Here is a 19,709-nt window from a genome sequence, read left to right as displayed (position 1 = left end):
CGCGGTGCGCCCTCACCCGACCCTGCCCCGACTGTGGGCGCGTATGCGAAGGGAGGACCGTGACCTTCGGATTCGCTTCGTCCGCAGCCACTTCGACGAACGGCTCCGCGAGCCGCCTCGCCCGAATGCTCCAGCCCTCCGAGTGGACGGCGGCCGGGATCCCGCTGCTGCGCAACCCCCGGGAAGTGGTCAGCGGACTCCATACCCGCCACCGGCCGACCCCCTCGACGGCGGTCGTCGCCGTTCTCGATCCCGAGGAACGGCTGGCCGCGAGCGCCTCGTTCGCCCGGCGCTCGGCGCCGGTGGACGGCTGGGAGTTCCGTAACGCCCTGCTGGCCCACCTCCGCCGGGTGATCCCGCACGACCTCCGGCGCCGTACTCCGGTCCGTACCGCCGTCCTCCTCTACTGCCGGGAGGGCGACGAGCGATGGACCGAGGAGGACGGGGCATGGATGTGGGGGCTGCGCGATGCCTGCACCCTGCACGGCCTGCGCTGCGGTGCGTACATCACGCTGACACGCGGTGGCTGGCAGGTGTTCGGCGAGGGCCGGGGAGGGCGTCGGCCGAGCTCGACCTCGACCCCGGGAGATCTCGCGGACTCCCTGGCGTCGGAACCCCATGAGCTGCGTACCGCGGGCGGCTCATCGGAAGTACTGCGGCGCACCGCCGCGCGCTGAGGCGACGACCGTCGGCCTCCGGATGCACACCTGCATCCGGAGGCCGACGGGCTGTGTCCCTGCGCTCCATGGCCGACCGGTCGCTTCGGACGGTCAGCGCCGCAAGGGACGGACCACCCCGGGCACGCCGGTCTCCGGCTGTCCGCGAGGGACAGCCGGAGAGATCGCGCACCGCGGTCGCCCGGACCGTGACGGGATCCGGTGACGCCCGTTCCGCCGGTCAGACGGAGACGCCGAGCGCGGCGTTGACCCGCTGGGGGTCCCCGCACACGATCAGCAGCGCCGTCGCCTTCGTCAGCGCGGCGGGCAGGATCCGGGCGGCGTCCGCCTCCGTGCCGCCGTTGAGCGCCACCACGACCACAGCCCGGTTCGCGACTCGGTCGAGAGCGGCGGACTCGGCGTAGAAGACATCTTCGGCGGCGTCCTGCTGGGCCCAGTACGCGGCCTCGCCGAAGCTCAGCTCGTGCGCCGCCAGCGGGTGGAGACCGGTGGCCGTCAGCACCAGGACGTCACCGGGGGCACGGCCGGTGTCGAGCAGCAGGTCCACGGTCTCGTCGGCCGCGTCCAGCGCGCCCTCCGGCGGAGCGGGGATCAGCTGAATCTGCGGCTCGGAACGATTCTCCGGCGAGACCGCGGGCGGCTCGGCGGAGGCGTTCCTGCGGACCGGGGGGACCGGCCGGGCCGGTCCGGGACTCCCCGGACGGGGGGACGCGGTGGAACGCGGACCGGGTACGGGGCGAGGGGTCGGCGCGGGGCGGCCGGTGGCCGGAGTGGCGCGGGGACCCTGGGCACTCTCGTGAATCTGAGGCTCCTCGGGAAGGAGAGGCATGGGTGGATGTCTATCAAATGCCGGTTCGAATGGCATCAGCGGGTGGGCACGTACGTGCGATTCACCTGGTGGCGGGGGCAGTTCAGAAGTCGAAGCCGAGCTGGCCCCCGCTCTCCGGTGTGTTCTCCTCCGGCAGGGTCCGGACCTTCTTCAGATGCCGCCAGCGGGGCAGCGCGTCCAGATAGGCCCAGGACAGCCGGTGGTACGGGGTGGGGCCAAGCTCCGCGAGGGCCGCCTTGTGGGTCGGTGAGGGATAGCCGGCATTGGCCGCGAAGGCGAAATCGGCCACATCACCGGGGAGTTCGGCCATCATCGCGTCGCGGCGCACCTTGGCGATCACGGACGCCGCCGCCACCGCCACGCACGACTGGTCTCCCTTGATCACCGTACGCACCTGCCAGGGGGCGCCGAGATAGTCGTGCTTCCCGTCCAGGATCACGGCGTCCGGGCGTTCCGGCAGGGCCTCCAGCGCCCGGCACGCGGCCAGTCGCAGGGCAGCGGTCATGCCCAGTTCGTCGATCTCCTCGGGTGAGGCGTGCCCGAGGGCGTGGGCGGTCACCCAGTCCTCCAGTTCGGCGGCGAGCGTCTCCCGTCGCTTGGGCGAGAGCAGCTTGGAGTCGGTCAGGCCCTCGGGCGGTCGGCGGAGTCCGGTGATCGCGGCGCACACGGTGACGGGGCCGGCCCACGCCCCGCGTCCGACCTCGTCGACACCGGCGACGATCCTGGCGCCGGTGGTGGCCCGGATCGAGCGTTCGACTCGGTGAGTAGGTGGTTCGTACGGCATGGCGCCAGCAAGGTTACGCCGCCCGCCCCCACCGGGGACAACCGGATTCCCATCACGGTTTCGCCGCGGCCCGGAAGCCGCCGTTCCACCGACCACGGGGACCCTTCCCGGGGGTGGCGGGTGGCAGGTGCCGCCGTGCCACCGGTCGGCCGGATCCACTGGACTCCGCGGTAGCTCATTCGCTTCCGTACAGCCCCGGGCGACGGCTCGGCGCCCCGGGTCCGATCTCGTACGGTCTCGCTCCCACCGCATCGACCGATGCACGCCGGACCAGGCCCTTCCAACCTTCGGAACACCTTCAGAGAGCCGGACGGGCCCTACGAGGCCCCAGTCCGCGATCACCACGTGAACGGTTTCGGCGGTGACTCGATCGCAGGTGCGAACGGCCGAGGCAATTCCGGCCGACGGTCGGAGCAGCGCCTTCCGCTCGCAGTCCCGGCGGCGTCCCCGGGGCGGTGACTCCGCTCAGTCCGCGGAGCCGTCCGCCCGCGCCCAGGACGGCAGCCGTTCCGTGCGCTCCAGCCACTCACCGGGCGGCCGCCCGACGGCACCGGCGGCGACCACCCCGCCGACGATCGCACAGGTCGTGTCCACGTCCCCGCCCACCTGGGCGGTGGTCCAGAACGCCTCCTCGTAGTCGCCCAGCGACCGGGCCGCCGACCAGAGCGCGAACGGCACGGTGTCGTGCGCGCTGGTCCGCCGCCCCCGGCCCAGGACGGCGGCGACGGTCGCCGCGTCCCCGTAGTCGAGCATGTCGCGGGCCCGGCGCAACCCCTGGGCGACGGCGCTGCGCGGTACGAGGGCGATGACACCGTCGAGCAGGGCCCCCGGCTCGGGGGTGCCCGCCGGGTCGGCGGCGAGCGCCGCCGCTGCCGCCACGGCCATCGCCCCGACGACGGCCTCGCGGTGCTGATGGGTGGTGTAGGAGGAGATCTCGGCCTGGTGGGTGGCCTGCTCGGGGTCGTCCGCGTACCACGCCCCCAGCGGGGCGACCCGCATCGCGGATCCATTGCCCCACGAACCCTGGCCGTTGAAAAGACCCGCGGCGAGTTCTCGCCAGTCGCCGCCCTCGCGGACCAGCCGGAGCATACGGTTGACGGCGGGGCCGTATCCGCGGTCGAAGTCATGGCGCTCGGCGAAGGAGCGGGCCAGCGCGTCCTGGTCCACCCGGGCGTGCCGGGCGAGGACGGCCACCACCGAGCAGGCCATCTCGGTGTCGTCGGTCCACTGCCAGAGGCCGGGCGGCAGGGCTCGCCGCTTCAGCAGGGGGTGATGGGTCGGTACGAAGAACTGGGAGCCGAGGGCGTCTCCCACGGACAGTCCGCGCAGGCTGTCCAGGGCGCGGTCGAGGCGCCGGTCGCGATCGGAGTCAGCGGTCATCTTCCCGCCACTCTAACCGGTGACGCCGTACGGCTCGGGGGTACGCCACCGTGCGAAGGGCCGGTCGAGGGTGTAGCGCCCGTTCGGGCCGAGCTGGAGTATCCGGGTCTCGCCGTTGCCCGGATTGGAGAGCGACTCGAATTCCGCGACGCTCCAGTGGAACCAGCGCATGCAGAACAGGCGCATCGTCAGCCCGTGCGTCACCAGCAGGACGTTCGGCGGATGGTCCGGCGCCTCGAAGCTGCGGTGCAGACTCTCCAGGAAGGCGCCCACCCGGTCGTAGACATCCGCGCCGGACTCGCCCTGGGCGAAACGGTAGAAGAAGTGGCCGTAGGCGTCGCGGTACGCCTTCTGGAGGCGTACGTCGTCCCGGTCCTGCCAGTTGCCCCAGTCCTGCTCCCGCAGCCGGGGCTCCTCCCGGACCCGAACCCGGGCCGGGTCCAGTTCGAAGGCCCGGAAGGTCTCATGGGTGCGCCGGTAGGGCGAGACGTAGACACTGACCCGCTCCGGTCCGAACAGCTCACGCAGCCGGGCGCCGGTCACCTCGGCCTGGGCGCGGCCGGTGGCGGTCAGTCTCAGCGCGTGGTCGGGCTCGCGCTCGTACACGGTGTCATCGACATTTCCCTCCGATTCGCCGTGCCGGACGAGGACGATGCGTCGCGGTCGTGCCATGCCACGACCCTAGATCGGACCCGGCCGGGCCGGGCGGCCGGGACGGACCATCCGGTGGACACGCCCCGGCGCAGGGCCCTGAGCTGCGACGTCACCAGGGGGCGGGCCGGGGACTCAGACCGTCCAGGAGGGTTCCAGCTCGACCACGTCGCCGCTGAGGGCCGCGACGTCCGCCTCTGTCTGCGCCCGGAGCAGCAGCCGCTCCACCCGTTCCCTGCGGTACTTCCCGTGCTCGGCCTCGGACTGCCACATCGACATCACCAGGAACTCGTTCCCCGGCGCTTCCCCGAAGAGGCCGCGCACCATGCCGGGCGATCCGGCCATCGCCGGGTTCCAGACCTTCTCCTGCATCTGCGCGTAGTGCTCGACGCGCTCCTCCCGCACCTTGCAGTGGGCGACCCGCACCACGTCGACGTCCCCGAACCGCGGCTCGAAGCCCGTCTTCACATCGAACCGGTGGTCGAACAGCCTGACCTGGGGTTCGCGGTAGGTGCCCGTCTGACCGGCCGCCAGCCGGTCGTGGGAGCGGGCCATGAACGAGTCGTAGAAGGTCCGGCTCTCCCAGAACGTGAAGACATGGGCGACATGGGGCCGCCCCCTGCTCCAGCCCCCGCCCTGGCCCCGGAATCCCGGCTCGCCGAGCAGCCCCGCCCATTTCCGCTGCCCCCGTTCGAAGCCACGTCGGTCGACCACGGAGCAGCGAATCCACTTGACCAGCACCGCGCCATCGTACGGCCCGGGACGTGGCGCGGGTCACGGCCGTCCGGTTCTCCGGAGCGGGCGACACAGAGGGGGCGTAGCGCGTACGGCCGCGGGTGACGGCCCGGGGCGGCCCCGATCGCTGGCGTACACCTGCCATTTCCTCGCCCCGCACCCCTGTCAGCGGCTACGGTCGATGGAGGGAGAGTCACCGGCAGTTATGGGGAAGGGATTTGTGGTGAGCAGCCCGAACAAAGGCGTCCGCACGGTCGAGGTGGCCCTGCGCTGGGATCCGAGTCCGATCGGCGGGGCAGCCCACGATCTCGACATCGTCGCGGCGACCTACCGCAAGGACGCGCCGCAAGGGGACCCGGCGTATGTCGTGCATTTCGACAGCCGCTCCCCCGACGGCACCATCACTCTGACCCGGGACAGCCGCACCGGTCAGGGATTCGGCTCCGACGAGGTGATGAAGCTGGAGCTGGAGCGGCTGGCGGCGGATTACGGGCGGGTCGTGGTCGGGGTGGTGATCCAGCAGCGGGACGGCCGGCTCGCCTTCGGCGATGTGGCCAACACCCGGGTGGCGGTGACCGAGGGGTACACCGAGCTGGCGGGCCATGACTTCTCGGCCGTTTCCGGCGCCACGGCGGCGGTGATAGCGGAATTCGTCCGCGCCGACACCGGCGCCTGGTCCTTCCTGGACGGCGTACGCGGTTTCGAGACCGACCCGGAGTCCTTCGTCTCGGTGATGGGCCGGGACTGACCCGCCCGTGACTGACCCGCCGGGGCTTGGAAGCCCCGGCGGGCCGCCCCGGCGACGGCGGCGGGGCGCCGACCGGTCACCCGGTCGACGCCCCGCACACGGTCAGCTGCAGCCGCTGGTGGAACCGCAGCCCTCGCAGATGTAGCAGGAACCGGCCCGCTGCATCTTGGTTCCGCAGGAGAAGCAGAGCGGCGCGTCGGCGCTGATGCCCAGCTGCATCTCGACCAGCTCGGCCGAGGTGTGCGCCTGCTGCGGGGCGGGGGCGGCCGCCTTCGGCGCCGGGACGGGGACGATGTCCTGTCGGCGCGGCGCGGACTGCGCCAGCCCCTCGACATCGACCTCGTCGTCCTCGATGGACGGCTCGTAGGAGCCGGTCTCCAGGTGGCGCTGACGCTCCTCGGCGGAGTGGATGCCGAGCGCCGAGCGGGTCTCGAACGGCAGGAAGTCGAGCGCCAGGCGGCGGAAGATGTAGTCGACGATCGACTGCGCCATCCGCACATCCGGGTCGTCCGTCATACCGGCCGGCTCGAATCGCATATTGGTGAACTTGGAGACATAGGTCTCCAGCGGCACCCCGTACTGCAGACCGACGGAGACGGCGATGGAGAAGGCGTCCATCATGCCCGCGAGGGTGGAGCCCTGCTTGGACATCTTCAGGAAGACCTCGCCCAGACCGTCGTCCGGGTAGGAGTTGGCGGTCATATAGCCTTCGGCGCCGCCGACCGTGAAGGAGGTGGTGATCCCCGGGCGGCCCTTGGGCAGCCGCTTGCGGACCGGGCGGTACTCGACGACCTTTTCGACCGCGGCCCGGATGGTCTCCTCGGTCTTCTCGGTGACCTCCGCCTTCTCCTTCTCCTTGGTCTTGGCGGAGAGGGGCTGGCCGACCTTGCAGTTGTCGCGGTAGATCGCGAGCGCCTTGACGCCCATCTTCCACGCCTCGAAGTAGATCTCCTCGACCTCCTCGACGGTCGCCGACTCCGGCATGTTGACCGTCTTGGAGAGCGCGCCGGAGATCCAGGGCTGGATCGCGGCCATCATCCGGACGTGGCCCATGGCGGAGATGGACCGCTCGCCCATGGCGCAGTCGAAGACCTCGTAGTGCTCGGTCTTCAGGCCGGGGGCGTCGACCACATTGCCGTGGTCGGCGATGTGGGCCACGATCGCCTCGATCTGCTCGGCCTGGTAGCCGAGCCGGCGCAGCGCCTGCGGCACGGTGCCGTTGACGATCTGCATCGAGCCGCCGCCGACGAGCTTCTTGAACTTGACCAGGGCGAGGTCCGGCTCCAGGCCGGTGGTGTCGCAGGACATCGCCAGACCGATGGTGCCGGTCGGGGCGATCACCGACGCCTGGGCGTTGCGGAAGCCGTTCTTCTCACCGAGCCGGATCACGTCCTGCCAGGCTTCGGTCGCGGCGGCCCAGATCGGGGAGTCCAGGTCGTCCATCCGCTTGGCCGAGGTGTTGGCGTCGGCGTGCTGCCGCATGACGCGGTTGTGCGGCTGGGCGTTCCGGGCGTAGCCGTCGTACGGGCCGACGACGGCGGCCAGCTCGGCGGAGCGGCGGTACGACGTACCGGTCATCAAGGAGGTGATGGCACCGGCCAGGGCCCGGCCGCCGTCGCTGTCGTAGGCGTGGCCGGTCGCCATGAGCAGGGCGCCCAGGTTGGCGTAGCCGATGCCCAGCTGGCGGAAGGCGCGGGTGTTCTCGCCGATCTTCTGGGTGGGGAAGTCGGCGAAGCAGATGGAGATGTCCATCGCCGTGATGACCAGCTCGACGACCTTGGCGAAGCGCTCGACGTCGAAGGACTGGTGGCCCTCGCCGTCGTCCTTGAGGAACTTCATCAGGTTCAGCGACGCGAGGTTGCAGGACGTGTTGTCCAGGTGCATGTACTCGCTGCACGGGTTCGAGCCGTTGATCCGGCCGGACTCGGGGCAGGTGTGCCAGTGGTTGATGGTGTCGTCGTACTGGATGCCGGGGTCGGCACAGGCCCAGGCCGCCTCGGCCATCTTGCGGAAGAGGGACTTGGCGTCGACCTCCTCGATGACCTCGCCGGTCATCCGGGCCCGCAGTCCGAAGGAGCCGCCCGACTCCACGGCCTTCATGAACTCGTCGTTCACCCGGACCGAGTTATTGGCGTTCTGGTACTGGACCGACGTGATGTCGTCCCCGCCCAGGTCCATGTCGAAGCCCGCGTCCCGCAGGGCGCGGATCTTCTCCTCTTCCTTGACCTTGGTCTCGATGAAGCCCTCGATATCGGGGTGGTCGACATCGAGGATGACCATCTTGGCCGCCCGGCGGGTGGCCCCGCCGGACTTGATGGTCCCGGCGGAGGCGTCGGCTCCGCGCATAAAGGAGACCGGGCCGGAGGCGTTGCCGCCGGAGGAGAGCAGTTCCTTGGAGGAACGGATCCGGGAGAGGTTCAGACCGGCGCCCGAACCCCCCTTGAAGATCATTCCCTCTTCCTTGTACCAATCGAGGATCGACTCCATGGAGTCGTCGACGGAGAGGATGAAGCAGGCGGACACCTGCTGCGGCTGAGGGGTGCCGACGTTGAACCACACCGGCGAGTTGAAGCTGAAGATCTGGTGCAGCAGGGCATACGCCAGCTCGTGCTCGAAGATCTCGGCGTCGGCGGGCGAGGCGAAGTACTTGTAGTCCTCACCGGCCTTCCGGTAGGTCTTCACGATCCGGTCGATCAGCTGCTTGAGGCCGGTCTCGCGCTGGGGCGTGCCGACGGCGCCGCGGAAGTACTTGCTGGTGACGATGTTGACCGCGTTCACCGACCAGAAGTCGGGGAACTCGACGCCGCGCTGCTCGAAGTTGATCGAGCCGTCGCGCCAGTTCGTCATGACGACGTCACGGCGCTCCCAGACCACCTCGTCGTACGGATGCACGCCGGGGGTGGTGTGGACGCGCTCGATCCGCAGGCCCTTGCCGACCTTGGCCCCCTTGGCTCGGGACCCTCGTGCCGGACCGCTCGTCGTCTCTGTCATGCCGCCTCCCATTTACGGGCAAAAACGCCCTGAAGTGCCCAGATCTTCCCGTGGCACTGTCTGTCTGTGATGCCGAGGGCGCTTCAAACGCCCATGGCTGATGTCATCGCCGCCCACGACCCGCCGGGGTTCCGGCGGGCCGGGCCCGGACCGCGGTTCACGCGGTCGGTCAGTCGGCGGCCCCGGCGGGCACGGGCACCTCTGCGGTGCCGTCTCCCGCGACGGGTGGCCGCTGCACCCGCAGCTCCGCGATCGCGGCCTCGAAGTCCTCGAGCGAATCGAACGCCCGGTAGACGGATGCGAACCGCAGGTACGCGACGAGGTCGAGTTCCTGCAGGGGGCCGAGTATGGCCAAACCCACGTCGTGGGTGGTCAGCTCGGCACTGCCGGTGGCGCGCACCGCCTCCTCGACCCGCTGGCCGAGCTGGGCGAGGGCGTCCTCGGTGACAGGCCGCCCCTGGCACGCCTTGCGCACTCCGGAGATGACCTTGGTACGACTGAAGGGCTCGGTCACTCCACTGCGCTTGATCACCATGAGTGACGCGGTTTCCACCGTCGTGAAGCGGCGGGAGCAGTCGGGGCACTGCCGACGGCGTCGGATCGACGTTCCGTCATCGGTGGTCCGGCTGTCGACGACCCGGCTGTCGGGGTGCCTGCAGAAGGGGCAGTGCATGGTTCCCAACCCTCCTTCACGGCACGACTGAACAGCCCCGGCACACCTGCCGAAGCCCTTCGGAGCAAGCCCAAGCATAGGCGATGGTCCCGACCTTGAAGCACCGGGGACCACAACTTGTGGGCTGTGCCCCCAATCCAACCACTACATCTGGGGTTTGCTCGTTGATTTCCCCGGAGCGCGTGTCGCCCGGGCCGCGCTGGTCGCGGACGGCGTACGGCCGGTGACTCCACGGCACCGGGAGGCGACGCCCGCCATCGAATCGCCGGGCGGGGCCGGGGTGGCGGAGGCTCGCCGGGCGGGCCGGGCACGGCGCCGCGGGGCCCGGCACGCGTTCCGCGCGCACGGACCCGGAGTGACGACGGGGATCCGGTGACGAGCGTACGGGACGCGCGCGGCGTCACCGAATTCCGGGGCGCCGGATGCGAGACTGGACCCGAGGGAACCCGGGCCCGGCGAGGTCCGGCGACTCCGGGGGACACAGCGGCGGTAAGGCTCCGCGATCCGGCGGCGAACCGGGCCGGCCCGGCCTTCCGCGGCGGAAACCCGCGAATGCTCCCGGCCGAGCCGGAAACCGAACGGGAATCCGAACCGGAATTGCTCGCCGAAGGCGGCCGGAAGAGCCCGGAAGACTCGCGATACCCGCCGGCGAGCGGAGCGGAAAAGGGATCCCCGAATAAGGGATGCCGGTTCCACCTCGCGTGATCCGGGCGACGCCCTATCCGGGACCCTCGACTCCTACACCCAAACGCATGTCCACGTAAGTCAATCAGCGTTTTTTCACTCGAACGTGTGTTTGGCGCAACCTTTCGAAACCTACTACCGTTGTCCAGCCAGGGAGACCATTCGAGAGGGGCCGACGTGACCACCACCGCAGACAGTGCCATCATCACCGCCCATGACCGGCCCCAGGGCCGATTCGAACCGGTGCACGCCGTGAAGGAATCGGCCACGGAGGGCGCCGAGCCCACCCGGCCCACGCGCGCGCTGCCCGGCCGACCTCCAGGCATCAGGGCGGACAGCAGCGGACTCACCGACCGGCAACGGCGTGTCATCGAGGTCATCCGCGACTCCGTACAGCGCCGGGGATACCCGCCGTCGATGCGTGAGATCGGCCAGGCGGTCGGCCTGTCCAGCACCTCGTCCGTCGCCCATCAGCTGATGGCCCTGGAGCGGAAGGGCTTCCTCCGCCGCGACCCCCACCGCCCCCGGGCGTACGAGGTCCGCGGCTCCGACCAGCCCAGCGCGCAGCCCGCCGACACCACGGGCAAGCCCGCCGCGTCCTACGTGCCACTGGTGGGACGGATCGCCGCCGGTGGCCCCATCCTGGCCGAGGAGTCCGTGGAGGACGTCTTCCCGCTCCCCCGCCAGCTCGTCGGCGACGGTGAGCTGTTCGTACTGAAGGTCGTCGGCGACTCGATGATCGAGGCTGCGATCTGTGACGGCGACTGGGTGACCGTCCGCCGTCAGCCGGTCGCGGAGAACGGCGACATCGTGGCCGCGATGCTGGACGGCGAGGCCACGGTCAAGCGGTTCAAGCGGGAGAACGGCCATGTCTGGCTCCTCCCCCACAACGCCGCCTACCAGCCGATCCCGGGTGACGAGGCGACCATCCTCGGCAAGGTCGTCGCCGTACTGCGGCGGGTCTGAGACCTCAGCCGATCCAGACCGGCCCCGGGACCCACTGCGCCGGTCCCGGGGCCCTGCGGCTCCTTCTTCTTCCCTGCTGTCCTGTCGGGCCACCGTTCGGTGGCCCGACAGGACAGGCGCACGCTCTTCTAGGCCCCGTCGGCCTTCGCGGCGGCGTCGATCGCGGAGAGGGACCGCCGGACCTGATTGCGGTCGGTGGTGTACCAGAAGTCCGGCAGGGACGCCTTGAGGAAGCTGCCGTACCGCGCGGTGGCCAGCCGGGGGTCGAGCACCGCGACCACACCCCGGTCGCCCGTCGCCCGTACCAGCCGTCCCGCGCCCTGAGCCATCAGAAGCGCAGCATGGGTGGCCGCGACGGCCATGAAACCGTTTCCGCCGTCCTCCTCGACCGCCTTCTGCCGGGCGCTCATCAGCGGATCGTCGGGCCGGGGGAACGGGATCCGGTCCATGATCACCAGCTGGCAGCTCGGTCCCGGCACATCCACGCCCTGCCAGAGGGAGAGCGTGCCGAAGAGGCAGGTCCCGGGGTCCGCCGCGAAGTTCTTGATCAGCTCGCCGAGGGTCTCCTCGCCCTGGAGCAGGATCGGATGGTCGAGCCGCCCTCTCAGCTCCTCGGCCGCCGCCTGCGCGGCCCGCATGGAGGAGAACAGCCCCAGGGTCCGGCCGCCCGCCGCCTCGACCAGCTCGGCCAGTTCGTCCATCATATCGCCGCGCGAGCCCTCCCGGCCCGGGGTCGCCAGATGTCGGGCGACGTACAGGATTCCCTGCTTGGGGTAGTCGAACGGCGAGCCGACGTCGAGTCCCTTCCACTGCGGCGCGTCGTCCCCCTCCGTCCCCTCCGGCGGCAGGCCCAGGGAGGCGCCGACCCCGTTGAAGTCGCCCCCCAGCTTGAGGGTCGCCGAGGTCAGGACCACCGAGCGGTCGGTGAACAGCTTTTCGCGCAGCAGACCGGAGACCTTCATCGGCGCGACCCGGAGCGACGCGCCGAAGCGGTCGTGCCGCTCGTACCAGACGACGTCGTACTCGGAGCCCTGGGTGATCCGCTCGGCGACGCCGTGCACGGTCTCCACGGAGGCGAGGGCCTGCTTCCGTACGGCGTCCTCGTCCTGGACGGACTTGTCACGGGTGGCGCCCAGCGCCGAGATCACCGTACGGGCCGCGTCGCGCAGGGACAGCAGGGCGTACCCCAGGTCCTCGGGGATCTCCTCCAGCCGTCCGGGCAGGGCCACCTCCATGACCCGTTCGAAGGTCTCGGCGGCGGTCTGCAGGGCGTCGGCCGCCTTCTCGTTCACCAGCTTGGCCGACCGGCGTACGGCCCGGTTGACCTGCCCGGGGGTCAGCTCGCCGGTGGCGGCGCCGGTCACCCGGGAGACCAGCTCATGGGACTCGTCGATGATCAGCACCTCGTGCGGCGGCAGGACCGGGGCGCCTTCGATGGCGTCGATGGCGAGCAGGGCGTGATTGGTGACGACGATCTCGGAGAGTTTCGCCCGTTCCCGCGCCATCTCGGCGAAGCATTCGGCGCCGTACGCGCACTTGCTGGCGCCCAGGCACTCCCGGGACGACACGGACACCTGGCCCCAGGCCCGGTCCGACACCCCGGGGGTCAGCGCGTCACGGTCCCCGGTCTCGGTCTCGTCGGCCCAGTCCCGGAGCCGGATCAGGTCCTGGCCGAGCTTGCTGGTGGGCGCGGCGGCCTCGAAGGGGTCGAAGAGCCCCTCCTCGTCGTCCTGCGGCACGCCTTCGTGCAGCCGGTGGAGACAGAGGTAGTTCGACCGGCCCTTGAGCATGGCGAACTCCGGGCGCCGGCGCAGCAGCGGATGGAGCGCGTCGACCGTACGCGGCAGATCGCGCTCGACCAGCTGGCGCTGGAGGGCCAGGGTCGCGGTGGCGATGACGACCCGTTCCCCGTGGGCCAGCGACGGAACCAGATATCCGAGGGACTTCCCGGTGCCCGTCCCCGCCTGGACGAGGAGATGGCTGCCGTCCTCCACGGCTTCGGCGACGGCCTCGGCCATCAGTATCTGACCGGGCCGTTCCATACCGCCGACGGCGGTCACGGCGGCATGGAGGAGTTCGGGGAGGGATGGCTTCGTCATAGGCCGTCCACCCTACGTGCCACCACTGACAGCGGGCCGGGATCCGGCCGGATCCACCCGCAGGGGTGGGCGGGCCGCCCGCGGGAGCCGCCCACGGTCGCCGCCGGGGTGTCCCGGTACCGGGTGCCGCGATGCCGTCGCCACTCTGTAACAGCTCCGTCGCACCTCGGGTACGGCTCCCCCAGGGCACGCGGCGGGGCTGAACACTGACTCCGCGGCTCCGTGTCCCGTACATGCCGATGGCCTGCCACCGGCCGGGCACCGGAAGCTCCCGCCACGGCCCCGGCGCCGCTGGTGGGCGGCGACCTTGTAAGGTTCGCGGCGGCTCCGTCGAGCCGCGGCGGCCGGCCGCCGCGACAGCCGGGCCCGTCCGGGCCCGGACGCGGATCGGCCCGGCAGCACCGAATTACCGATGTTCAGGGGGATATCAGACATGCGACGCATGCGCCCGACGCTGGCGGCGGCCTCGATAGCCGTCGCCCTCGCGCTCACGGCCACCGCCTGCGGCGGCGACGAGAAGACCGCAGCCGACGGTCCGAAGCTGCCCACGAGCCTACCCACCGACGGACTGATCCCGGACGATCTCAAGAACCGGCTCAAGGAGCACGGGATCGACCTGGACAAGTGGCGCGACGGCGAGTGGAAGAACTGGGACCGGGAGACCTGGCTCCGCGAGGCCCGGGACTACATCAACCCCATCATCGAGGGGCTGTGGGACCCGGACCGGATGCGGGACGCCGACAAGCCCGAGCAGCCGACGGACAATGACATCTCGGGCGACCAGGGGGTCACCGACCCCACTCCGGCCCGGGTGTCGGCGCAGCCCGTGAGCCCCCCGTACCGTTCCAGCGCCCCCGAGGCGGGCAAGGTCTTCTTCGACGGGCCGAAGGGTTCCATGGTCTGCTCCGCGACCGTGGTGAAGGACCCGGCCAACCCGGGCAAGTCCAATCTGGTGTGGACCGCCGGACACTGCGTCCACGCGGGCAGCAAGGGCGGCTGGTACCGCAACATCGCCTTCGTCCCCTCCTACAACGACGGCGCCAAGCCCTCCGGGGCGCTGGAGAGCACCCCCAAGGAGCAGGTCGCCCCACACGGTGTGTGGTGGGCCGACTGGGCCCAGACCTCCGACCAGTGGATCGCGCAGGGCGCGACGTCCGGCGGCCGGGGAGCGCCCTACGACTTCGCCGTCGTCCATGTCACCCCGGAGAAGGGCGGCACGGGCAAGTCCCTGGAGGAGACGGTGGGTTCGGCGCTGGAGGTCGACTTCGACGCCCCGGCCGCCGCGAAGATCGACCGGCTGCGGGCCACCGGCTACCCGGCTGGGCCGCCCTTCGACGGCCAGCGGATGTTCCAGTGCGCGGACCGGCCCGGACGGCTCTCCGTCAAGGCCGACCAGCCGACGATGTACCGGATCGGCTGCACCATGACCGCCGGTTCGTCCGGCGGCGGCTGGATCGCCGAGGGCGCCGACGGCGAGCCCGCCCTGGTCTCGAACACGTCCATCGGACCGGTGTCGGCGGGCTGGCTGGCCGGTCCCCGGCTGGGCGCCGAGGCCAAGGGCGTCTACGAGGCCGTCAGCAAGAAGTTCGCCGGACGTTAGCGGCGCCGGGGGCGGCGATCGTACGGGTGGTCACGCCATCCGCCTTCGCCCCTCCGGATCTGTCGGGTCCCGTGCCGTACCGAGGCACGGGACCCTCCTTTCTCCTCATTCCCCCCTGCCCCGCCGGGCCCGGGGCACCCTCCGTACGATCCAGGAGATCCGTTTCCCATGCGACCGATACGCCCGCTGCTGACCGCCGTCGGTCTGGCCTCGGCACTGGTCCTGACCACGGCCTGCGGGCAGAGCGACGACCGCGCGTCCGACGAGCCCCGCGCGTCCTCCCCCGCCGCGGGTCCCGGTGCCGACGTGGGCGGCGCGTCACCGACGCCGTCGCCGTCCGCCACGAAGACGCCGAGTCCGGCGGCGGACGACGACCGCCCCTCCGCCTCCGCCGGTGGCCCGGCCGCCGAACGGCGGGGTTCCGGCCGGGGCGCCGTCGACGAGAAGAAGTGGCGCGAGGGCGGCTGGCGGGACTGGGACCGGAAGAAGTGGCCGCGGGAGCCGGACGAGTTCGTCAATCCGGTGATCGAGGACCACTGGGTGCCCGACCGTATGGTCACCGCAGAGCCGCCGGACCGGACCGTCGGTCCGGGCGGCGGCCCCGCCACGGGTACCGACGCCGTCGGGGAGGACGGCTCGGACCCGGAGCCGTCGGCGGTCCGGGCCCGGGCGGAACGGACGCCGTACCGGCAGTACGCGGCGACCTCGGGCAAGGTCTTCTTCGACGCCCCCGAGGGCACGATGGTCTGCTCGGGAACGGTGGTGAAGGACCCCGCGAACCCGGGGAGGTCCAATCTGGTGTGGACCGCCGGGCACTGTGTCCACGCGGGCGGCGAGGGCGGCTGGTACCGGAATATCGTCTTCGTCCCGGCCTACAACTCCCGGGCGCTCCCCGCGCGTGAGCTGACGTCCGCCGCGCCGGAGGACGTGGCGCCGTTCGGTTCGTACTGGGCGGACGGCGTGGCCACCTCCGACCGCTGGATCCGTACCGGCGACGCGTCGGACGGCACCGGCGCCTCCCACGACTTCGCGGTCGTCCGGGTGAAGCCCGAGCCGGGGGCCGCGTCGCTGGAGGAGACCGTCGGCGGCGCCCTGGGGGTCGACTTCGCGGCGCCCGCGCCGAACGAGGTGGCGTCCCTCGTCATCCGGGGCTATCCCGCCGCCCGCCCGTTCAACGGCGCCCTGATGCACTCCTGCACGGGCCGCCCCGGCCGGTTCGCCTTCGAGACCGGTGAACCGGTGATGTGGCGGATGGGCTGCACCATGACCGGCGGTTCATCGGGCGGGGGCTGGTTCACCGACCGGGCCGGTCAGCCCGTACTCGTCTCCAACACCTCCATCGGCCCGGCCGACCCGATCTGGCTGGCCGGACCCCGGCTGGGGAAGGACGCCGAGCGGATCTACGCGTCCATGAGCATCCCGGCCGTAAGCGCCCCGGCGACCCCGGCCACCCCCGCGACGACCACCACGCCCTGAGTCCGGTACCGGAGACGACGAACGCGCCCGTTTCCCCGCCGCGAGAACGGCGGGGAAACGGGCGCGATGTTCTTCCGCTCGGCCCAGGGGGCGAGAGACTAGCTGCCGACCAGGGCGTACGGAGCCAGCGCCGAGGCCAGCTCCTCATGGACCCGGGCCTTGAGCAGCGTGCCTTCCGAGGTGTGCTCCTCGGAGAGGATCTCGCCGTCCACATGGACCCGGGAGACCAGGCCGCCCTGGGTATACGGCACGAGCGCCTCGACCTCCACCTCCGGCCTGGGCAGTTCGAGGTCGATCAGCCCCAGCAGTTCCTCGATGCCCTGGCCGCTGCGGGCCGATACGGCGATCGCCCGCCGCTCGATCCTCAGCAGCCGCTGGAGCACCAGCGGATCGGCCGCGTCCGCCTTGTTGATCACCACGATCTCGGGCACGTCGACCGCGCCCACCTCGCGGATCACCTCGCGTACGGCGGCCAGCTGCTCCTCCGGCACCGGGTGCGAGCCGTCCACCACGTGGAGGATCAGATCGGCGTCGCCGACCTCCTCCATCGTGGAGCGGAACGCCTCCACCAGATGGTGCGGCAGATGGCGGACGAATCCGACCGTGTCGGCGAGGGTGTAGAGCCGACCGCTCGGGGTCTCGGCCCGGCGGACCGTGGGGTCCAGGGTGGCGAACAGCGCGTTCTCCACCAGGACTCCGGCGCCCGTGAGCCGGTTGAGCAGGGACGACTTTCCGGCGTTGGTGTATCCGGCGATCGCCACCGACGGCACCTTGTGGCGCCGGCGCTCCTGCCGCTTGATCTCGCGGCCGGTCTTCATCTCCGCGATCTCACGGCGCATCTTCGCCATCTTCTCGCGGATCCGGCGACGGTCCGTCTCGATCTTGGTCTCACCGGGGCCTCGGGTGGCCATACCGCCGCCCCCGCCGCCGCCCATCTGCCGGGAGAGGGACTGGCCCCAGCCGCGCAGCCGGGGCAGCATGTACTGCATCTGGGCGAGCGCGACCTGCGCCTTGCCCTCCCGCGACTTGGCGTGCTGGGCGAAGATGTCGAGGATCAGGGCCGTACGGTCGACGACCTTGACCTTGACGACGTCTTCCAGGTGGATCAGCTGGCCGGGGCTCAGCTCACCGTCGCAGACCACCGTGTCCGCGCCGGATTCGAGGACGATGTCCCGCAGCTCCTGGGCCTTGCCCGAGCCGATGTAGGTGGCCGGATCGGGCTTGTCCCGGCGCTGGATCACTCCGTCGAGCACCTGCGCGCCCGCCGTCTCGGCGAGCGCCGCCAGCTCGGCGAGGGAGTTCTCCGCGTCCTGCACGGTGCCCGAGGTCCAGACACCGACCAGCACGACGCGTTCGAGGCGCAGCTGCCGGTACTCGACCTCGGTGACGTCCTCGAGTTCGGTGGAGAGTCCGGCCACGCGCCGTAGCGCCGCACGCTCGGAGCGGTCGAACTGGTCGCCGTCCCGGTCTCCGTCGATCTCGTTGCTCCAGGCGACGTCCTCTTCCATCAGGGCATCGGCCCGAAGGCTCTCCGTGCGCGTCTGAGCGGAGCTCCGCTGGTCCTGGGAAGGGGATGAAGAGGAGGTCATTGGATCCTTACGTCGATGGGAGAGGAACTTGCGCCCGTCGCCGGAGCGGCGGCCCGGTCGTCCCGGCCGGAACCCGTCACGGCTCCTCCGGTACGGCCTTCGTCGATCACAACGCGTGACGCTCCCGGATGATTCCCCGGTCCGCCGGTCCGGATGCCTCTCCGGGCCGTCGGGACGGCGCGGCGTCGGCGACAGGTCGATGGTCGCATGCCGTGCTCGGGCCCGTCACCCCGGTTTCGCCGCGGTCCCGGGCCCGGCGGCGGGCGGCCGCGAGGCGGGCGAAGCGGTCGGCGGCGGCGTGCTCCGCCACTCCGGGTGCCCGGGCATGGGCGGGGTCCGCTCCTCGTAGAGCCACGACCGGAAGAAGGCGCTCAGATCGCGTCCGGCGATCCGGGACGCCAGCCGGGCGAAGTCGGCGCTGCCCGCCGTACCGTCCCGGAACTCGCGCACCCAGGCGCGTTCCAGCCGCTCGAAGGCGTCGGTGCCGATCGTCTGCCGCAGCGCGTAGAGGACCAGGGCGCCGCCGTCGTACACGATGGGCCGGAAGAGGCTGATCTTCTGTCCGGGGGTCGGGGGCCGGGGTGCCGCCGGGGGGCCGCCGTCCGCCCGCCACTGGTCGGAGCGGCGGTACGCCTCGCGCATCCGGTACTCCAGGGTGTAGCCGCCGCTCTCCTCGGCGTAGAGCGACTCGTACCAGGTGGCGTGGCCCTCGTTCAGCCAGAGATCGGACCAGGCGCGGGGGGTGACGCTGTCGCCGAACCACTGATGCGCCAGTTCGTGGACCATGATCGAGTCGACGTACCACTCGGGATAGGCCGGGCCGAACAGGGCCCGCTCGAAGAGCGAGAGGGTCTGCGTCTCCAGTTCGAAGCCGGTGTTCGCGTCGGCGATCAGGACGCCGTACGTCTCGAAGGGGTACCGGCCGACGCGGCTCTCCAGCCACTCCATCTGGGCGGGTGTCTTCCGCAGCCAGGGCTCCAGTTCCTCCTGGTCCGCGACGGGGACGACATCGCGGATCGGCACCCCGCGGGGCCCGTCGCGGGTCGGGACGGCGGACCGTCCGATGGAGACCTGGGCCAGTTCGGTGGCCATGGGGTGGCGGGTGCGATAGATCCAGGTGGTGGTGGAGCCGTTGTCGGTGCGTCGTTTGCGTACCCCGTTGGCGACGGCGGTCAGCCCGTCGGGGGCGGTGATCCGGAAGGTGAAGTACGCCTTGTCGGCGGGGTGGTCGTTGGAGGGGAAGACCCGGTGGCCCGCGTCGGCCTGGTTCGCCATGGCCAGTCCGTCGCCGGTCCTGATCCAGCCCCCCGCGTTGCGGGGGCCGCGCGGGTCGCTGGTGTGCCGGACGGTGATCCGGGCCCGGCTGCCCCGGTCGAGCGGGCGCTCCGGCCGGACGACCAGGTCCTCCTCGACGGTGGCGAACCCGGCGGGCGCCCCGTCGACCTCGACGGAGCCGACGGTTCCGTGGGTGAAGTCCAGGTTGAGACGCTCCAGCCGGTCGGTGAGCCGTACGTCGAGGACGGTGACGGCGTCCAGCGGCTCGGTGTTGACGCCCCCGTAGGTCAGGCCGATGTCGTACGCGATCACGTCGTAGCCGGGGTTGCCGAGCGTCGGGAAGAGGGGGTCGCCGATCCCCAGGGCGACCGGGGAGGGCGGTGGCAGTACGGCGGCGACCAGTGCGGCGCACGCGGCCCCGAGGACGGCGGCCCGCAGCGGTCTGCGGACGGGCCGGGGGAGCCGGAAACGCCGGAAGACGGGCCGGGCGGTGGTGGGCGGCATGTGCTACGGCTACCAGCGCGCCGCCGCCCGCGGGGCGCGGCGCGCGTC

Annotated in this window: 15 protein-coding genes; 5 read left to right on the top strand and 10 right to left on the bottom strand. The window is 71.3% G+C overall.

Translation table 11 applies throughout. The features are described 5' to 3' along the window. Window positions 1–59 precede the first annotated feature (59 nt). Window positions 60–677 carry a hypothetical protein gene (locus AB0G74_RS09920; RefSeq protein ID WP_361142724.1) on the top strand — a complete coding sequence of 206 codons (618 nt, stop codon included), beginning with the start codon at window positions 60–62 and terminating at the stop codon, window positions 675–677. A gap of 220 nt (window positions 678–897) precedes the next feature. Here AB0G74_RS09920 and AB0G74_RS09915 read toward each other — a convergent pair whose 3' ends face one another. The 5 genes from AB0G74_RS09915 to AB0G74_RS09895 form a co-directional block, all read right to left on the bottom strand. Next, window positions 898–1,506, bottom strand: a complete 609-nt coding sequence (locus tag AB0G74_RS09915) for a hypothetical protein (RefSeq protein ID WP_361142721.1) — start codon at window positions 1,504–1,506, stop codon at window positions 898–900. 82 nt (window positions 1,507–1,588) lie between these two features. Further along, the gene (locus AB0G74_RS09910) at window positions 1,589–2,290 is read right to left on the bottom strand and encodes a ribonuclease HII (RefSeq protein WP_361142718.1); all 702 of its coding nucleotides are present in this window, start codon (window positions 2,288–2,290) and stop codon (window positions 1,589–1,591) included. Between the two features lie 465 nt (window positions 2,291–2,755). Then, window positions 2,756–3,670: an ADP-ribosylglycohydrolase family protein gene (locus AB0G74_RS09905; RefSeq protein ID WP_361142715.1), complete on the bottom strand. Its 915-nt coding sequence runs from the start codon at window positions 3,668–3,670 to the stop codon at window positions 2,756–2,758. 12 nt (window positions 3,671–3,682) lie between these two features. Next, the gene (locus AB0G74_RS09900) at window positions 3,683–4,342 is read right to left on the bottom strand and encodes a histidine phosphatase family protein (protein ID WP_361142712.1); all 660 of its coding nucleotides are present in this window, start codon (window positions 4,340–4,342) and stop codon (window positions 3,683–3,685) included. A gap of 114 nt (window positions 4,343–4,456) precedes the next feature. Continuing rightward, entirely contained in the window at window positions 4,457–5,062 is a 606-nt protein-coding gene (locus AB0G74_RS09895) for a YdbC family protein (protein ID WP_361142709.1), read from the bottom strand. Window positions 5,063–5,279: 217 nt separating this feature from the next. Between AB0G74_RS09895 and AB0G74_RS09890 the strand changes: the two genes are divergently transcribed. Then, on the top strand, window positions 5,280–5,804 hold the full coding sequence (locus AB0G74_RS09890) for a TerD family protein (protein WP_361142706.1): 525 nt from the start codon (window positions 5,280–5,282) through the stop codon (window positions 5,802–5,804). Window positions 5,805–5,906: 102 nt separating this feature from the next. Here AB0G74_RS09890 and AB0G74_RS09885 read toward each other — a convergent pair whose 3' ends face one another. Both AB0G74_RS09885 and nrdR read right to left on the bottom strand, forming a co-directional pair. Next, window positions 5,907–8,795, bottom strand: coding sequence for a vitamin B12-dependent ribonucleotide reductase (locus AB0G74_RS09885; protein WP_361142704.1), 2,889 nt, complete (start codon window positions 8,793–8,795; stop codon window positions 5,907–5,909). A 169-nt stretch (window positions 8,796–8,964) separates the two neighbouring features. Further along, window positions 8,965–9,468 carry a transcriptional regulator NrdR gene (gene nrdR, locus AB0G74_RS09880; protein WP_361142701.1) on the bottom strand — a complete coding sequence of 168 codons (504 nt, stop codon included), beginning with the start codon at window positions 9,466–9,468 and terminating at the stop codon, window positions 8,965–8,967. Between the two features lie 861 nt (window positions 9,469–10,329). Between nrdR and lexA the strand changes: the two genes are divergently transcribed. Then, window positions 10,330–11,118, top strand: a complete 789-nt coding sequence (gene lexA / locus AB0G74_RS09875; RefSeq protein WP_361142698.1) for a transcriptional repressor LexA — start codon at window positions 10,330–10,332, stop codon at window positions 11,116–11,118. A gap of 128 nt (window positions 11,119–11,246) precedes the next feature. Here lexA and AB0G74_RS09870 read toward each other — a convergent pair whose 3' ends face one another. Further along, a complete protein-coding gene (locus tag AB0G74_RS09870) occupies window positions 11,247–13,217 on the bottom strand; it encodes an ATP-dependent DNA helicase (protein ID WP_361142695.1) in 1,971 nt (656 codons plus the stop codon). Between the two features lie 433 nt (window positions 13,218–13,650). On the opposite strand from AB0G74_RS09870, the gene AB0G74_RS09865 reads away from it, so the two are divergent. Together AB0G74_RS09865 and AB0G74_RS09860 are read left to right on the top strand one after the other, a co-directional pair. Next, window positions 13,651–14,817, top strand: coding sequence for a hypothetical protein (locus AB0G74_RS09865; protein WP_361142692.1), 1,167 nt, complete (start codon window positions 13,651–13,653; stop codon window positions 14,815–14,817). Between the two features lie 168 nt (window positions 14,818–14,985). Continuing rightward, entirely contained in the window at window positions 14,986–16,293 is a 1,308-nt protein-coding gene (locus AB0G74_RS09860; protein WP_361142689.1) for a trypsin-like peptidase domain-containing protein, read from the top strand. 98 nt (window positions 16,294–16,391) lie between these two features. Here the strand turns inward: AB0G74_RS09860 and hflX are convergent, their stop codons facing one another. Together hflX and AB0G74_RS09850 are read right to left on the bottom strand one after the other, a co-directional pair. Continuing rightward, a complete protein-coding gene (gene hflX / locus AB0G74_RS09855) occupies window positions 16,392–17,882 on the bottom strand; it encodes a GTPase HflX (protein WP_361142686.1) in 1,491 nt (496 codons plus the stop codon). A 225-nt stretch (window positions 17,883–18,107) separates the two neighbouring features. Then, window positions 18,108–19,661 (bottom strand): M1 family metallopeptidase, encoded by a 1,554-nt coding sequence (locus tag AB0G74_RS09850; RefSeq protein WP_361142683.1) that lies wholly within the window; start codon window positions 19,659–19,661, stop codon window positions 18,108–18,110. Between the last annotated feature and the right edge of the window lie 48 nt (window positions 19,662–19,709).

The sequence above is a fragment of the Streptomyces sp. NPDC020875 genome (assembly GCF_040641415.1).
Classification (GTDB): domain Bacteria; phylum Actinomycetota; class Actinomycetes; order Streptomycetales; family Streptomycetaceae; genus Streptomyces.
This window is presented reverse-complemented; position numbering and strand designations above follow the sequence as displayed.

Coding starts and splice junctions, on each gene's coding strand:
- AB0G74_RS09915 (WP_361142721.1), bottom strand. CDS start 1,506: ATGCCTCTCCTTCCCGAGGAGCCTCAGATTCACGAGAGTGCCCAGGGT.
- AB0G74_RS09910 (WP_361142718.1), bottom strand. CDS start 2,290: ATGCCGTACGAACCACCTACTCACCGAGTCGAACGCTCGATCCGGGCC.
- AB0G74_RS09905 (WP_361142715.1), bottom strand. CDS start 3,670: ATGACCGCTGACTCCGATCGCGACCGGCGCCTCGACCGCGCCCTGGAC.
- AB0G74_RS09900 (WP_361142712.1), bottom strand. CDS start 4,342: ATGGCACGACCGCGACGCATCGTCCTCGTCCGGCACGGCGAATCGGAG.
- AB0G74_RS09885 (WP_361142704.1), bottom strand. CDS start 8,795: ATGACAGAGACGACGAGCGGTCCGGCACGAGGGTCCCGAGCCAAGGGG.
- nrdR (WP_361142701.1), bottom strand. CDS start 9,468: ATGCACTGCCCCTTCTGCAGGCACCCCGACAGCCGGGTCGTCGACAGC.
- AB0G74_RS09870 (WP_361142695.1), bottom strand. CDS start 13,217: ATGACGAAGCCATCCCTCCCCGAACTCCTCCATGCCGCCGTGACCGCC.
- AB0G74_RS09865 (WP_361142692.1), top strand. CDS start 13,651: ATGCGACGCATGCGCCCGACGCTGGCGGCGGCCTCGATAGCCGTCGCC.
- AB0G74_RS09860 (WP_361142689.1), top strand. CDS start 14,986: ATGCGACCGATACGCCCGCTGCTGACCGCCGTCGGTCTGGCCTCGGCA.
- hflX (WP_361142686.1), bottom strand. CDS start 17,882: ATGACCTCCTCTTCATCCCCTTCCCAGGACCAGCGGAGCTCCGCTCAG.
- AB0G74_RS09850 (WP_361142683.1), bottom strand. CDS start 19,661: ATGCCGCCCACCACCGCCCGGCCCGTCTTCCGGCGTTTCCGGCTCCCC.